Source organism: Emergencia sp. JLR.KK010 (assembly GCF_037018265.1).
In the GTDB taxonomy this organism is placed as follows: Bacteria; Bacillota; Clostridia; order Peptostreptococcales; family Anaerovoracaceae; genus Senimuribacter; species Senimuribacter intestinalis.
Map to the genome: position 1 here is coordinate 2,477,039 of NZ_CP143550.1, position 14,163 is coordinate 2,491,201.

The following is a 14,163-nucleotide window of genomic DNA, read 5'->3' on the forward strand; positions in this document are numbered from 1 at the left end:
AACGGGAAAGAGATTCTGACCCGAAAGAAAGGAAGTAAAAATATCATGTACAATCCAAAATCATTACACGCAGAAGAATTTATCAGTCACGAGGAAATTCTAGACACCCTCGCTTATGCCGACGCAAATAAGTACAACAAAGAACTGGTTCGCTCCATTTTAGATAAGGCTGCCCTTCGCAAAGGCTTAAGCCACAGAGAAGCCTCCGTTCTGCTTTCCTGCGAAGACCCAGAGATTACCGAGGAAATGTACGCACTGGCAGAACAGATTAAGAAAGACTTTTACGGCAACCGTATCGTCATGTTCGCGCCGCTGTATCTTTCCAATTACTGCGTCAACGGCTGTGTCTACTGTCCGTACCACCATCAGAACAAGCATATCGCAAGAAAAAAACTGACCCAGGAAGAAATCAAAAAAGAGGTCATCGCCCTGCAGGATATGGGACACAAACGTCTTGCCCTGGAAGCCGGAGAGGACCCTGTCAACAACCCAATCGAATACATTTTGGAATGTATTAAAACCGTATATTCCATTCACCATAAAAACGGCGATATCCGCCGTGTCAATGTGAACATTGCCGCAACTACTGTAGAAGAGTACAAAATGCTCAAAGATGCCGGCATCGGTACCTATATTCTGTTCCAGGAAACCTACCACAAAGAAAGCTACGAACAGCTGCATCCGACCGGACCGAAGCACAACTACAACTGGCATACAGAAGCTATGGACAGAGCCATGGAAGCTGGCATCGACGATGTCGGTCTTGGCGTACTGTTCGGTCTTGATCTCTACCGCTACGAGCTTGCCGGTCTTCTCATGCATGCAGAACATCTGGAAGCAGTACACGGCGTCGGGCCGCACACCATCAGCGTGCCGAGGATCAGACCTGCAGACGATGTAGACCCTTCCGACTTTGACGGCGGCGTAGACGGCGGTATTACCGACGACCTCTTCGCAAAAATTATCGCCATCATCAGAATCGCTGTTCCGTATACCGGCATGATCATGTCTACCAGAGAAAGTCAGGAAATGCGCGCCCGCGCGCTGCACCTGGGCATTTCCCAGATCAGCGGTGCTTCCAGAACCAGCGTCGGCGGCTACGACGAAGAAGAGCCGGAAGAAGAAAACTCCGCACAGTTTGAAACCGACGACAAAAGAACGCTGGACGAAGTAGTAAAATGGCTCATGGATATGGACTATATTCCAAGTTTTTGTACCGCTTGCTACAGAGAAGGCAGAACTGGAGACCGCTTCATGACCCTCTGCAAAAACGGACAAATTCTAAACTGTTGCCATCCAAACGCGCTGATGACCCTGAAAGAATATCTGGTGGACTACGCTTCCGCAGATACCCGTAAAGTCGGCGAAGCCCTAATTGAAAAGGAGCTTTGCAACATTCCGAAAGAAAAAGTGCGTCAAATTGCAGAAGAATACATCAAGGAGATAGAACATGGCAAGAGAGACTTCAGATTCTAATCTGTCCGGGCTGAACCAGACACCAAGCGCAAACAGAGTCCATATCAGCTTTTTCGGCAGGCGCAACGCCGGAAAGTCCAGTCTGGTCAATGCAGTGACCGATCAGTCCCTTTCCATCGTATCTGACGTAAAAGGCACCACCACCGACCCGGTCAGCAAAGCCATGGAGCTGCTGCCTCTGGGACCTGTAGTAATTATCGATACGCCAGGCCTTGATGATGAAGGCATCCTCGGTGAAAAGCGGGTAGAAAAAACCTATCAGATACTGGCAAAGACTGATGTTGCAGTGCTGGTCATCGATGCTGCAGAAAAACCGTCTTCAGAGGATTTTTCTCTGATGGAACTACTGAAGAAAAAACAGATTCCTTACATCATCGTACTGAACAAAACTGACCTCCTTGCAGCTGTCCCCGGCACAAAGGATTTTGATTTTCCGTTCCTTGCAGTCAGTGCAAAAGCCGGCAGCGGCATTACAGAATTAAAAGAAAAACTAGCACAGCTGGGAAAATCTACTGCACCTGTCAAGCAGCTCATCGGAGATAAGCTAAGTAAAAATGATGTGGTGATTTTAGTTACGCCAATCGACGAATCCGCCCCAAAGGGCAGACTGATTCTGCCTCAGGTGCAGACCCTTCGCGATATTCTGGACACCCACGCTATTTCTATGGTAACTCAGGTATCGGAACTTTCCGCCTGTCTTTCCGCGCTGAAAGCCCCCCCTGCTCTGGTAGTTACTGACAGTCAGGCATTTCATCAGGTGAAGGAAATCGTTCCCCGCAACGTACCTTTGACTTCCTTTTCCATTTTGATGGCAAGATTTAAAGGTATTCTGGAAACGGCGTCAAAAGGCGCCCATCATCTACCGTCACTTTCTGACGGCGACCGGGTGCTCATTTCAGAAGGCTGTACACACCACAGGCAGTGCGAAGACATCGGCACCGTGAAACTGCCCGGCTGGATTGAGAAGTTTACGGGAAAAAAGCTGGATTTTCACTTCACCAGCGGTGGGCAGTTTCCGCAGGATTTATCCCCCTACGCCCTGGTCGTCCACTGCGGCGGCTGCATGCTAAACGAGCGGGAAATGCTTTCTCGCATGGAACTGGCAAAAGAATCTGGTGTTGCTTTCACCAATTACGGTACACTCATCGCCCATATCAATGGGATTTTAGATAGAAGCTTGGAGATTTTTCATGAATAAAGATAAAATTACAAATAGTCGAAGAGTCGTCGTCAAGGTAGGCACCTCTACTCTGACTCACGCTGGCGGCAAAATGCACCTGCGCCACATCGAAAACCTCTGCAAAGTCTTATGCGATCTGCAGAATGCCGGAAAAGAAATCATTCTAGTTTCCTCCGGCGCTATCGGTGTCGGCATCGGCAAGCTGGGACTTTCAACTCGGCCCGAAGAAACCAGCAAAAAACAGGCGCTGGCTGCCATTGGACAGTGCGAGTTGATGTTTATGTACGATAAGTTTTTCGGTGAGTTCAGTCAGACTGTAGCCCAGATTCTGCTCACCGCAGATATCGTAGACAACGACCGAAGCCGAGAAAACGTTCAGAATACCTTTTCTGAACTGATTGCCCTCGGTATTATTCCTATCGTCAACGAAAACGACACCGTTGCCACTGACGAACTAGAGGGACTCAGTATCGGCGACAATGACACCCTGTCTGCCATCGTTGCTACATTGACGGACGCTGACCTTCTGGTCATCTTAACCGATATTGATGGACTTTACGACAAAGATCCGAGAAAGTACCCCGACGCAAAACGCATCTCCCACGTACCTGTCATCGATGATGCAATCACCACCCTCGCAGGCGGCGCCGGTTCCAAATTTGGTACCGGCGGTATGGCAACAAAAGTCAGTGCGGCACAGATTTCTACAGGCGCGAAAATCCCGTGTTGCGTCATTGCTGGTGACCGTCCGGAAAATCTGTACGACTTATTTGACGGAAAAGACATTGGAACGATTTTTGGAAATTTGGAGGACTAAATTATGGAACACTGCTTGACTACTTTAGAAACCATGGGTCAGCGCGCCAAGCAGGCTGAACGCGCACTTCGCACTGCCCAAGAGAAAGACAAGACCGAAGCGCTTGAGCTGATTGCTGACGCCCTTGTCAATCACACAGAAGATATCCTGGCAGCCAACGAAAAAGACCTTCAGGCTGCCCGCGGTGTTCTTTCTCCTTCTATGATAGACAGGCTGACTTTGACTGCAGAGCGTATCGCTTCCATGGCTGATGCGGTTATCGCAGTTTCCAAATGGAAAGACCCTGTGGGAGAAATTTTAGAAGAAAGAGATTTGCCAAACGGCTTACATATTCAAAAAACTGCAGTGCCTCTCGGCGTTTGTGGTATTATCTTTGAAGCTCGCCCTAACGTCACCAGCGACTGCGCAGCCCTCTGTATCAAAGCAGGTAACGCTTGTATTCTCCGCGGCGGAAAAGAAGCATTTCATTCCAACCAGGCGATTACCGAAATTATGCGAAGCGCCCTTTCTGCATCAGCCCTGGATATCAACTGCGTACAGCTGGTTTCCGATACTTCCAGACAGTCGGCTTCCGAAATGATGACCCTGACCGAATACCTGGATGTGCTGATTCCCAGAGGTGGCGCTGGACTGATTCGTTCCGTCGTAGATAACGCAAAAGTGCCTGTAATAGAAACCGGCGCCGGCAACTGCCACATTTATGTAGATAAAGCTGCTGATATCAATATGGCTCTGGACATTGTCTTCAATGCGAAAACTTCCCGACCTTCCGTCTGTAACGCTGCTGAAAAGGTGCTGGTGCACAAAGATATCGCAGAGCGTTTTCTGCCTGCCATGGCTGAGCGCCTTTCCGAAAAAAATGTTGCCCTTCACGGAGACAGTGCAGCTCTTGCAATCCTGCCGTCCGCAACCCCTGCCGCTTCTGAAGAATGGGGGCAGGAATATCTCGATTTCATTCTCGGCATAAAGGTGGTCGACTCTATAGAAGAAGCCATTGCTCACATCGAGCAGTACTCCACCCACCACAGCGACTGCATTGTGACCGGCGATCAAGAGGCAGCAGATAAATTTCTTATCTCTGTCGACTCTGCAGCTGTTTATCACAATGCTTCCACCCGCTTTACTGATGGCGGCGAAATGGGGCTGGGCGCGGAAATCGGCATTTCCACCCAGAAACTTCATGCCAGAGGTCCTATGGGCGTAGGTCAACTGGTATCTTATAAATACATCATCACAGGAAACGGTCAAATTCGTTAGTGGACGACGTACCAAATCCGCTGCCGATTCATAAGAATAACATATAGCAATGGAAATATTTTTATGAGTTTGGAGTGATAGAATGATATGAACGGAATCATATGGGCTTTACTGGGCACCCTGTTCACCTTCTCGGTAACTTCGCTGGGTGCCCTTAATGTTTTTTGGGTTAAGAAAGAGGTCAGCAGCAGTGTACAGTGCGTCTTCCTCGGCTTTGCAGGCGGTGTTATGGTGGCAGCTTCCGTCTGGTCGCTGCTCCTTCCAGGCATAGACAGAGCGGAGGAAAACGGACAAATCAGCTGGCTGATTATCACTGGCGGCTTCCTGCTTGGCGTCATGGTTCTTCTGATTGCTGACGCTTATATGAAGCGCACTTACATGCGCAGACTCTCCAGCGGAAAACTGGTCAGTCTGAAACAAAGCACGTTGATGCTGGTGCTTGCCATCACCATCCACAATATTCCGGAAGGCATGGCGGTAGGTCTCGCATTTTCTCTCGCCTTTGCAGGCGATGCTGATCCTGCCCTTTTCTCCGGTGCAGCTGCGCTTGCCCTTGGTATCGGTATTCAAAATTATCCAGAAGGCACTGCTGTTGCCCTGCCTCTGATTAAAGACGGAATGAGCAAGAAAAAAGCCTTTTTCATCGGCAGTATGTCTGCCATCGTAGAGCCGATTTTCGGCGTACTGGCAGCAGTTGTTGCAACCCTCATTACGCCGTTAATGCCGCTGCTTCTAGCTTTTGCGGCTGGCACGATGATTTATGTTGTCGTTCAGGAACTGCTGCCGGAAGCCCAGATGTGTGAAGGCGACAAAACCGCCACTCTGGGATTTATCGCAGGATTCCTGATTATGATGATTCTCGATGTGAGCCTGGGCTGACGGAGATTCTGCACCATTTTGTGTTGATATGAACTAAATGGTGCAGCCCTTCAACATGCAAAACCAATAATCCGCACCATTTTCGCCGAAATGCGATGGCATGGTGCGGATTATTCTGTGATAGTATTGAATCTAATGTGCTTTTTGGAAAGCTGTGGAAAATAATGGTAAATCCACTTTCCTGCTGATGTATATAATTTCCAGAAAGAAAGGATAATCTTTAATTTCCCGGCATTTACTGCTCCATACCTGCACCATTGCCTCCTATTTGACATAATTTGGTGCGGAATCAAGATTCACCGGCTGAAGAACACGCACCATTTATTCATATTTAGAGGAAAATGGTGCAGATTCCCAAAAAAGAAAGTCGACTATTCCGGCATAAATCTATACCTGACTTCATTAGCCCAGCATGAAGGCTTGGGATCACCAGAAACAACTTGCAAATAGTAGCTTCCCGGCTCAGAAATAGTAAACCTGGCTTTTTGCGTGCGAGAAAAGACTGTTGCTGCAGAGTATCATTATAATAGTAATAATACTTGCTGTGCAAATTATAAAACACTTTTAATTATTCACTATACGCCTCTTCATAACCACTCTCCCGTCAGCTTGCTTCTATAATATCCCTGGGATAAAGCATTATTGTACCTAGAGCTTTCAAAAATCACTTATCGTGCGATAAGATATTTTACATGGGTTCAAGACCTTATTAGATGGATACAAATCTAGCTTGCCGGTGTGTTTTAAATAATATCTACCCTCTTTTGAAAACTGTACAGTATAAAGTTTCCCTTTTTCGGACCTCTTCTTTTCCAAAGGTTCAATAGGAGAAAAATCCTCCTGACACAGCTGCAGATTTTCTACTTCGCCAGTACTTGTGACTTCTATTTTTTGATTTTGTACAACATCAATTCGAAAATATGTTTCCTGAACAGATTTACAAATAAAGAAATACTGTTCTTCGTTTTCCTTGAGCTGATACTCCTCTTGCATCGTGCAGTATTGACTGCGGTAAGTAAAATCAAAATTCTCCCTTGCATTTGTGGCATAAACTCCAATATAGTAAGTTCCAGAGGCTATACGAACCCAATAATTATCTCCTGATACCTTGGATAGTCTTCTAAATCAGCACCCTCTTCAAAAGAACCACTTGCTATCCTGTTATATCCTAAATCGACTTCATTCAAAGACTTTGTAAGCTGTGCATCAAGTTAAATACCATAATGCAGATTCTTTTCACTGCCATCTTCTCAAATATGTTGAGTTAAAACCGTAGGTTCTTTTTCAACCAGCTTTTTCCGAAAACCATATTTATGATAAGATATTTTCTGCTTATCTAATAAGCTGATTTTATTCTCATCGATACCCCATCCATTAAAATCCACTTCTGCCAAAACCGATGATAATGCTCCACAGTCAGGAATTTCCCCTGATGACTGCGGCGGTTCGTAGGTGGCATAAATTACAGCAATAATACTGAGTGCCGCTGCGCATATTGTGATGTTTCTTGTAATGTGCTTCATATAATCCCCTAAACAAATTAAATTTTATTTGTTTTCTTCGAACTCATATCCAATTGCGTTTAGAAAAAGAGTTGCTGTATCCGTATATTTTTTTGAATACTCCTCTGAATAATCTGATACTCTCAAATAATAAACACCTTTCTTTTTAACATCAAACGCTATATCCATGTTCCTATGTCCTACCGGTACCATAATTTCTTCTGAAATAGCTTTCTTCTCACTGTTACAAAGGGTTAGCTTTCCTGCAAAACCAAGATGAGACATATAGATTTTTCCTGTACTATCTATTTCTAAACGAAAATAGGTTTCTGTATTTGCATCTCCCAAAAATTCCTCTGGTTTTCCATCATGCAATGCTATTTCATCTTTTATTGCGCAGCTCCAGCTTGTATATGTTAAAGGGAATATGTCATCTTTTTTCCGTAGTAAACACTGCTGCATAGTATGTTCCGGGATCTAATGCCATTCTCAGATAAGGTTTATAGTCTGGATAATCCTCTAAATTTCCACCTTCTTCAAAATCCCACCATGCCTTTAAATTATATCCGATATCAGCTTCATCAATGGGTTTTTCCAAGTTTCGATCGCGATAGATTCCAAATTTCACATGCTCCATTCCGATATTATCTGCGACATATTGGGTGACCATAGTCGGTTCATCAATTTCTAATTCTGTCATGAAACCATATACTTTTTTTTTATCATGCAGAAAAGTTTCTTTTCTTGTGAAGGATAATCTTTCAGTTCCCTCAATATAGGAGCTCTCCCATGTCTGAATATCCTTCGGTATCATTTTGTCACAATTTGTAACTGAGTTCGACGCTATTTGCTGTATTGCATGATTATTGAAAATAGAAAAAACAGCTATAAGCATCATAACTAAACCAGTGATAAAAACATATCTTCTAATTTTTTTACTTCTCTTCATAATATATCTCTTTCTAAATAAAGGTATAAATGAGGATGAACAATCATCCTCATTTATATTGAATTTACTGTGATTGTAGTTTTCCGAAATCACTTAGCACTGATGAATTTGTATATCCAGCTGCCTCTGCAAAAGTTTTAATTTTAGTAATTCTAATGTCAGATTGCTATATGCCCCTGAATCAGTATTATGAAAGTCACTACAGGTATCATACCCCGTCCTCTCATATCGATAACGACTCACTACATGCAATTCTGTTACAATCGCCATACGATATCTCTTGTTATAATATGTGGGATCATCCGCTTGCGGATGAGTAATCCTCTTCCATGTAATTAACGATCCTGTAATCGATTTATAAAAAGAAGAATGTGCAAATGTATCTGTTGCAGTATGCATAGCCAAACCTAAAACAAAGGCTCTCTGGTTTGCATCTGTTTGGTTTAAAATCTTTTGTTTTGACTTGTCTGCTATACCTTTATCCTCATCAAGAATTCCTTGAATACCCGCTCGGATTGCATTATAGCAAGTTGTACTCAGTCCTGGAACATCTGCTCTTGAAACAGATGTGTATCCTTCCCCATTTCCATAAGCAGTCGCTATTTTCACAAGAAATTTGTAATTTGCCATATAGTTACAATCTCCCGTGCCTAACGCACCTGCGGTGCTGTGCCACGAATAACCATGAAACTCAGGATGCGATGTCATGCCCTTCAAATAGTCTTTTTTATCAGGAAAAGTTGCTCCATCTTTCATCTGTGAATTCGCATAGTTCATCTCATGCACATCAGATCCCCAACTCCCATCCACTACTGGGTCACTCAAATCCTCTACTGGTTCAAAGTTCTCTGCAACCTCAATTTGCTCCATTGCGATTTTCTCAAATGCGATACTCTCAACATCAGGTAAAATCTTTATTTCATCCTCCGACTTTACCGGAGGCTCCAATGACACCTCTTGGCTGGTTTCTTTGTGAGTTTCATCACCAACACTTTCTTCTCCCGAGAGTTTCTCTACACTCTCCACCTCTATTTCATCTTCTTGAATACTCTCAGTTGACGCAACCTCTTTCACCTCTGAAATAGACGATTCGGCTAAATCTACTTCCTGTGGAATATTCGTTTCTTCAACATGCCCATTCTTTTTTTCACTAGTAAGTTCTTCAAACTGTGCATAAACTTCATCATATATCTCTAAAGCATATCCATAATCCACCAGTCCATATTCACTTCCTTCGGATTCAATATTTTTTGCACTAAGCTTAATTAAAGTCTTAATAAAAGTTGCTGGCTTAGTCACATCTTTACTCCAAAGTCGCGCTGCAATGCCCGCTACCTGTGCAGAAAGGCAAAAACAAGGGGGTTTTTGAGGAATGAACTGCTACCCGTCAAGTAGACAATTAAAAAAATAAAATTTTCTGACCAGTCGGAAGTGTTTTCCGACTGGTATTTTTATGCGGCCTGCAGATATAACCGATGTTTTTCCATTGGGGTTAAAACTCCCAGGTTTCTCTGCAAACGCTTGTTGTTGTAGTACTCAATATAGTTTTCTATTATTCCCACCAGACTCTCTCTATTAGTAAATTTTCTCCCATAATACCGCTCACGTTTCAAAATGCCCCAGAATCCTTCCATTGGACCATTATCAATACACTTTGCCACTCTGGACATACTTTGCTTCATTCCCGCCGCTTCCAGTTTTGCATGGAAGACTCGATTCGTATATTGAAATCCTCTGTCACTGTGAAACAGTGGGTGGGCACTAGGATTTTTGCTTACCGCCTCATTAAAGGTGTCAAAAACTAAAGCATTGTTATTGGAATCACTGATGACATAGGCTACAATGCGCCGGTCATACAGATCTAAGATTGCGCTGAGATACACTTTCTTTTTTGTAATTCCTTCATAGTATTTAAATTCTGTAACATCAGTCAGCCATTTTTGATTTGGCATTTCTGCCTTGAACTGCCTGTTCAAAAGGTTTTCTGCAATATATTGTGGGTTCTTTGCCTGTCTGGTGCAGCCTTGATTCGTATACTTGATGGTTGACTTGATATTCAGCTTGCGGCAGATTCGCAGGACTCGCTTATCGTTTACATCAATCTGGTGGTAACGCTGAAGCTCATCTCTGATTCTTCGATATCCTTTGTCGGGACTTTCCGTATGGATTTGTTCTATCGTTTCCGCAATCTGCCTGTTTCCTAGTTCCTCTTTTGGTATCTGTCTGTTCAGCCACTTGTAGTATCCTGCATGGGATACCTGACCAATTTCGCATAATGCTCTTACCGGATAATGATGGGCTTTGTGTTCTTCTTCGATTGCCTGATATATGGCCTGGTGCCGCACCAGGCTTAGCCCCGCCTCCTCTCTATTTCCTCGAGTTTTTTTAAGAATGATATCTCCATTTCAGCACGCTTTTCTCTGCTCTTAAAAGCCGGTTTTCTGCACGCAGTTTTTCCAGTTCGCTTAGTTCATCTTCGGATTTGCGATGACCGCGACCATCCCGAAGTCCTTCTACGCCCCGCTCTTCATATTTGATGATGTAGCTGCGAGCCTGCTGATAGGATATTTTGTACTTTTCAGCGGTTTGTGCATAATTTCGCTTGTGCGCAATACAATACTGCACGATTTCAATGCGTTCATCAAATGTTGTTTTTCGTCCTTTTGTCATGATGACAAAGCCTCCTGTTCCGGGTAACTTTAGAATCCCACCACTATTATACAGCTTTATCCACTTTTGGAGTTTACTTTTTGAACGAATCTCATATTTTTTACAGATATCATCCTGTGAACCTTTCCCATCAAGATAATCCTCAACTGCCCGCTGTTTAAGTTCCTTGGAATATTTTTTATATCCTTTTGTTAAAAATGCTGCAGTACCCATCGCCTCATAGTTACGAATCCATTGTTGAATAGAGCTCTGCGTAACCCCATACATTTTAGCCAGCTGTCTTTGACTTGATTTGCCATCAAGATAGCACTTTACGGCTGTAATTTTCTCTTCTGCTGATATTTTTCTAGACATACTAATGCTCCCTTCCAGATAACAAGTTTTTATTTTTTCACTTGTCTACCTAGAAGGGAGCATATCAGGGTGAAAACCTCTCGGCTATGTAATTTATTTGTCTATATCTTTTTATAATAACGCAACTATTTTTCTATAGCTCATTGTCAGCTCATAATCAAAGGTTGCTTTTCTAATGTCCTTCCTCTAAGAACTATCTCAAAAAAACGGATTGACTCGCCATAGCGTTTATTGGCAAGGGCTATGTATTTTTTTCTTGTTTCTAATGGACACTTCAATCCAAACACAATTTCAGTAATCGGGGAGATTATTGTTTTTAATCCTTGCATTTGCTCCACACAACGCCATTCTTTTTCATATGCCCATGTCGTATTTTTAGTTGACATTACAGTTTTTAGAAACGGGTCGTCAAATGCCGCTGCTTGGAAGAAAAGTTGGTTGCCATTCTCATCAACGGTAAATGCCAAAGTAGGCTTGATTCTATCTTTTAGTATGAGGGCTTCATTAGTATAATTTACTTTTAGACAAAGACTATTGGGTGTAATGCTACTCTTATCTTGTATATCAAATCCAATCGCAATCCCCTTTCCACCATCTGCATAATGCCCCCACATCAGTTCATTATCGCACGTTTCTGATAGGCTAAAAATACCAACATTTCTTAAAATATCAGTAATATACATATATTTTGACGCTGGATTTGATGGATAATTGCCCGTTCTTGATTTAATAAAATCGGCAAAAATACGATACTTCCCATCAAAGTCTTTAATGTTACCAATTTTCGATAAGACCTGTTTAATCTTATTTTTCGGTAATCCCCACATTAAATCATGCTCATTAGTCATAACATATGCCAACACAAAACCTTCAAGTTGTTCCTTTTTTTCTTGCTCACAACATTTTATTATGCTTTTTTCAGCAATTTCTTGAATAGAACACTCAAGGGGGTCATTTAATGTTTCTGGTTTGGCAAACCAGACTTCATTCTCTTTTATTATTTCTTCTGTTCTTTCAGAATCAGTTCTATATTTATATAACAACACTATTTTCATCTCCTTAATCGCAAATCATTACTTTATCATTCTTGCATAATCCGTTTAGCTATATCTATTTCGTGTTTTCTTAAATTGGTTTGAGCATTAGAATAGTTTTCAAATCTTTCTGTGTTAATAGGGTCAATTAAGTCATATACTCTTTTTAATGCCTCTTCCAACACTTCGGAATCCGCTCTTTGTTCCAATGTAATATTATATAAAGAGATTTTAGCTCTTAAAGCCCCTAATAGCTTTGCTATGTCTTGATGCAATGAAACATCTCCAATCAAATCCTTTATATTATTATCAATGTGTGGATACGCTCCTTTAATACGAAATTCCTTGTCCTTTGGATTTGCAATATTGTTGAGGTAGTGCAATTCATTCAGCAGGCGGTCATAGAATATCATTTCTTTCATAAGTTCTTCATAAAATCTATTCGTTTCTGCCTGTAGTTTAACATTAGCTTTTTCTAAATTGGCTTTTCTCTGTTCTTCTCGTAATTGCTCTATTTTATCGGCATATTCTTTTTGAGATTGTTCCATTCGTACAATAAATTCTTCTCTTGATTGTTCAAGTTGCTTTTCTTGAATTTCTCTATTTCTTTTTGCTATTCTTAATTGAAATATGCCTGCTAATATTGCCACAATAACAGCACTTCCAAATCCTATAAATGCACTAATGATAGATTGAATTTGTACAATGTTCTCCATAAGCTATCTCCAAAATCTTTATTGTTAAAATCACATTGACAATCATTTTTGTCTGAGTTTTCAGTTTAATAGTAATCGTAATATGATGCCATTTCTGCTTCATAATCCTTAATTTCACTCAGCATACTATCAACAGCATCTAAGAAATTGCATAGTTCTTCAAAGCAAGAAGCCACATTCTCAACAGCAAATTTCTTTGAATCAAGAAAATACGAATCCATATTTTTATTACAGGGATACCGAAACAAATCAGAACTCTGGTCAAAATCATGGAATGTCTGGATATATTGTTGAGTATCCTCTAAGGTTGTGTCATCGTCTGGGGCATTTGCATACTCCCTAATTTCGTCTGCGATGCTGTTCCAAAGACCGAGAATGCTGTGCTTTTTCCTGCGTGTTATCTTCATTATCTTAGAATTATCTATATGACTATCTTCAACAATTACTCTTTTTAATCCAAGCTCAACAGCATTTCTATAAAGATAACACATTGGCATAAATAAATCGCATTTTTTCTGCATAATGATTTTGTCTTTTAGGAAATTTCCAACTTCTGAATATGATGAAAAATAAGGATAAAAAGAGTTTCTGGAATACTTGTAACCTACCACACTTTGTTGATAATAATGCCCGCCCTCAATTATTAACTGTGGAGAATACGATTCATAATCCTGTGTGGGAAAAGCCCCTGTATCGTAAGTCTCTTTGATAACTGTATAGGCTTTATTCATATTGTCATGTGTCGCTACCAACGAAATATGCGTCTGTTTATCAAATAACGCCTTAAAATTACTTCCAAATGGATATCGAAACATATCTGATTCTTTGTCAATACGAGAGATATCAGATAAGTAATCCATTACCCATTTAGCATTTTCATTTTCGTCTATTGCTAATCCCTTTATTTCAATTAGTTTTTCAAAAGATTGTTTGAGGTCATGGCGGATTTCTGCGACAATATCCTTTCTGTCGCCTACATCCATAACAGTTTGAAAAATACTTGCTTTCAACAGTAATTCTAAACTTTGACGATACAAATAAACTGTGGCGAAATACCATAAGTCAAGTTTTGCTATATCGTGATTTTCAGCCGCTTCTTCTCCTAAGTAGTGAATCACAGTCTCAGCTGCCTCATAAAAACTTTGTGCATACTTATAAAAGTCTACCTCTAAGATACCACTATTAGTAACGGTAATAATATGTTCCTCATTTTCGCCTATATAATATAAATCCATATCTGGGCGTATCCATTTGTAATCCATCATAATCCACACTCTCCATTTCTACTATGAAGTATACCACATAAGTGTGAAATTTTCCACCTCTTGG

14 protein-coding genes are annotated in these 14,163 nt (G+C 41.7%); 5 read left to right on the forward strand and 9 right to left on the reverse strand.

The window, feature by feature from the left end; all coding sequences use genetic code 11:
• The first annotated feature begins 45 nt into the window (after positions 1-45).
• The 5 genes from hydG to V1225_RS11960 all read left to right on the forward strand — a co-directional run bounded on the left by hydG (position 46) and on the right by V1225_RS11960 (position 5,609).
• Complete coding sequence (gene hydG, locus V1225_RS11940; RefSeq protein ID WP_251615935.1) at positions 46-1,476, forward strand: [FeFe] hydrogenase H-cluster radical SAM maturase HydG; 1,431 nt, start codon at positions 46-48, stop codon at positions 1,474-1,476.
• Complete coding sequence (gene hydF / locus V1225_RS11945) at positions 1,451-2,674, forward strand: [FeFe] hydrogenase H-cluster maturation GTPase HydF (RefSeq protein ID WP_338546562.1); 1,224 nt, start codon at positions 1,451-1,453, stop codon at positions 2,672-2,674. Before hydG ends, hydF begins: the two co-directional genes overlap by 26 nt.
• Complete coding sequence (proB, locus tag V1225_RS11950) at positions 2,667-3,473, forward strand: glutamate 5-kinase (protein ID WP_161909108.1); 807 nt, start codon at positions 2,667-2,669, stop codon at positions 3,471-3,473. Before hydF ends, proB begins: the two co-directional genes overlap by 8 nt.
• 3 nt (positions 3,474-3,476) lie before the next feature.
• Positions 3,477-4,730 carry a glutamate-5-semialdehyde dehydrogenase gene (locus V1225_RS11955; protein ID WP_161909107.1) on the forward strand — a complete coding sequence of 418 codons (1,254 nt, stop codon included), beginning with the start codon at positions 3,477-3,479 and terminating at the stop codon, positions 4,728-4,730.
• An 87-nt stretch (positions 4,731-4,817) separates the two neighbouring features.
• Entirely contained in the window at positions 4,818-5,609 is a 792-nt protein-coding gene (locus V1225_RS11960; RefSeq protein WP_160200411.1) for a ZIP family metal transporter, read from the forward strand.
• Between the two features lie 1,250 nt (positions 5,610-6,859).
• Here the strand turns inward: V1225_RS11960 and V1225_RS11965 are convergent.
• The 9 genes from V1225_RS11965 to V1225_RS12005 form a co-directional block, all read right to left on the reverse strand.
• On the reverse strand, positions 6,860-7,132 hold the full coding sequence (locus V1225_RS11965; protein WP_338546563.1) for a hypothetical protein: 273 nt from the start codon (positions 7,130-7,132) through the stop codon (positions 6,860-6,862).
• A 24-nt stretch (positions 7,133-7,156) separates the two neighbouring features.
• Positions 7,157-7,573 (reverse strand): hypothetical protein, encoded by a 417-nt coding sequence (locus V1225_RS11970; RefSeq protein WP_338546565.1) that lies wholly within the window; start codon positions 7,571-7,573, stop codon positions 7,157-7,159.
• Positions 7,542-8,060, reverse strand: coding sequence for a hypothetical protein (locus V1225_RS11975; RefSeq protein ID WP_338546567.1), 519 nt, complete (start codon positions 8,058-8,060; stop codon positions 7,542-7,544). Before V1225_RS11975 ends, V1225_RS11970 begins: the two co-directional genes overlap by 32 nt.
• Before the next feature lie 93 nt (positions 8,061-8,153).
• The gene (locus tag V1225_RS11980) at positions 8,154-9,359 is read right to left on the reverse strand and encodes a hypothetical protein (RefSeq protein ID WP_338546569.1); all 1,206 of its coding nucleotides are present in this window, start codon (positions 9,357-9,359) and stop codon (positions 8,154-8,156) included.
• 152 nt (positions 9,360-9,511) lie between these two features.
• Positions 9,512-10,405, reverse strand: a complete 894-nt coding sequence (locus tag V1225_RS11985) for an IS3 family transposase (RefSeq protein ID WP_338546571.1) — start codon at positions 10,403-10,405, stop codon at positions 9,512-9,514.
• A 40-nt stretch (positions 10,406-10,445) separates the two neighbouring features.
• Positions 10,446-11,084, reverse strand: coding sequence for a helix-turn-helix domain-containing protein (locus V1225_RS11990; RefSeq protein WP_338546573.1), 639 nt, complete (start codon positions 11,082-11,084; stop codon positions 10,446-10,448).
• Positions 11,085-11,230: 146 nt separating this feature from the next.
• A complete protein-coding gene (locus V1225_RS11995; RefSeq protein WP_338546574.1) occupies positions 11,231-12,127 on the reverse strand; it encodes a DUF2971 domain-containing protein in 897 nt (298 codons plus the stop codon).
• Positions 12,128-12,165: 38 nt separating this feature from the next.
• Positions 12,166-12,834 carry a hypothetical protein gene (locus V1225_RS12000; RefSeq protein WP_338546575.1) on the reverse strand — a complete coding sequence of 223 codons (669 nt, stop codon included), beginning with the start codon at positions 12,832-12,834 and terminating at the stop codon, positions 12,166-12,168.
• Between the two features lie 65 nt (positions 12,835-12,899).
• Positions 12,900-14,099, reverse strand: a complete 1,200-nt coding sequence (locus V1225_RS12005; protein WP_338546576.1) for a hypothetical protein — start codon at positions 14,097-14,099, stop codon at positions 12,900-12,902.
• Positions 14,100-14,163 lie beyond the last annotated feature (64 nt).

Bases quoted from the DNA above. Each gene is read 5' to 3' on its own strand.
- hydG (WP_251615935.1), top strand. From the start codon at position 46: ATGTACAATCCAAAATCATTACACGCAGAAGAATTTATCAGTCACGAG.
- hydF (WP_338546562.1), top strand. From the start codon at position 1,451: ATGGCAAGAGAGACTTCAGATTCTAATCTGTCCGGGCTGAACCAGACA.
- proB (WP_161909108.1), top strand. From the start codon at position 2,667: ATGAATAAAGATAAAATTACAAATAGTCGAAGAGTCGTCGTCAAGGTA.
- V1225_RS11955 (WP_161909107.1), top strand. From the start codon at position 3,477: ATGGAACACTGCTTGACTACTTTAGAAACCATGGGTCAGCGCGCCAAG.
- V1225_RS11960 (WP_160200411.1), top strand. From the start codon at position 4,818: ATGAACGGAATCATATGGGCTTTACTGGGCACCCTGTTCACCTTCTCG.
- V1225_RS11965 (WP_338546563.1), bottom strand. From the start codon at position 7,132: ATGAAGCACATTACAAGAAACATCACAATATGCGCAGCGGCACTCAGT.
- V1225_RS11970 (WP_338546565.1), bottom strand. From the start codon at position 7,573: ATGCAGCAGTGTTTACTACGGAAAAAAGATGACATATTCCCTTTAACA.
- V1225_RS11975 (WP_338546567.1), bottom strand. From the start codon at position 8,060: ATGAAGAGAAGTAAAAAAATTAGAAGATATGTTTTTATCACTGGTTTA.
- V1225_RS11990 (WP_338546573.1), bottom strand. From the start codon at position 11,084: ATGTCTAGAAAAATATCAGCAGAAGAGAAAATTACAGCCGTAAAGTGC.
- V1225_RS12000 (WP_338546575.1), bottom strand. From the start codon at position 12,834: ATGGAGAACATTGTACAAATTCAATCTATCATTAGTGCATTTATAGGA.
- V1225_RS12005 (WP_338546576.1), bottom strand. From the start codon at position 14,099: ATGATGGATTACAAATGGATACGCCCAGATATGGATTTATATTATATA.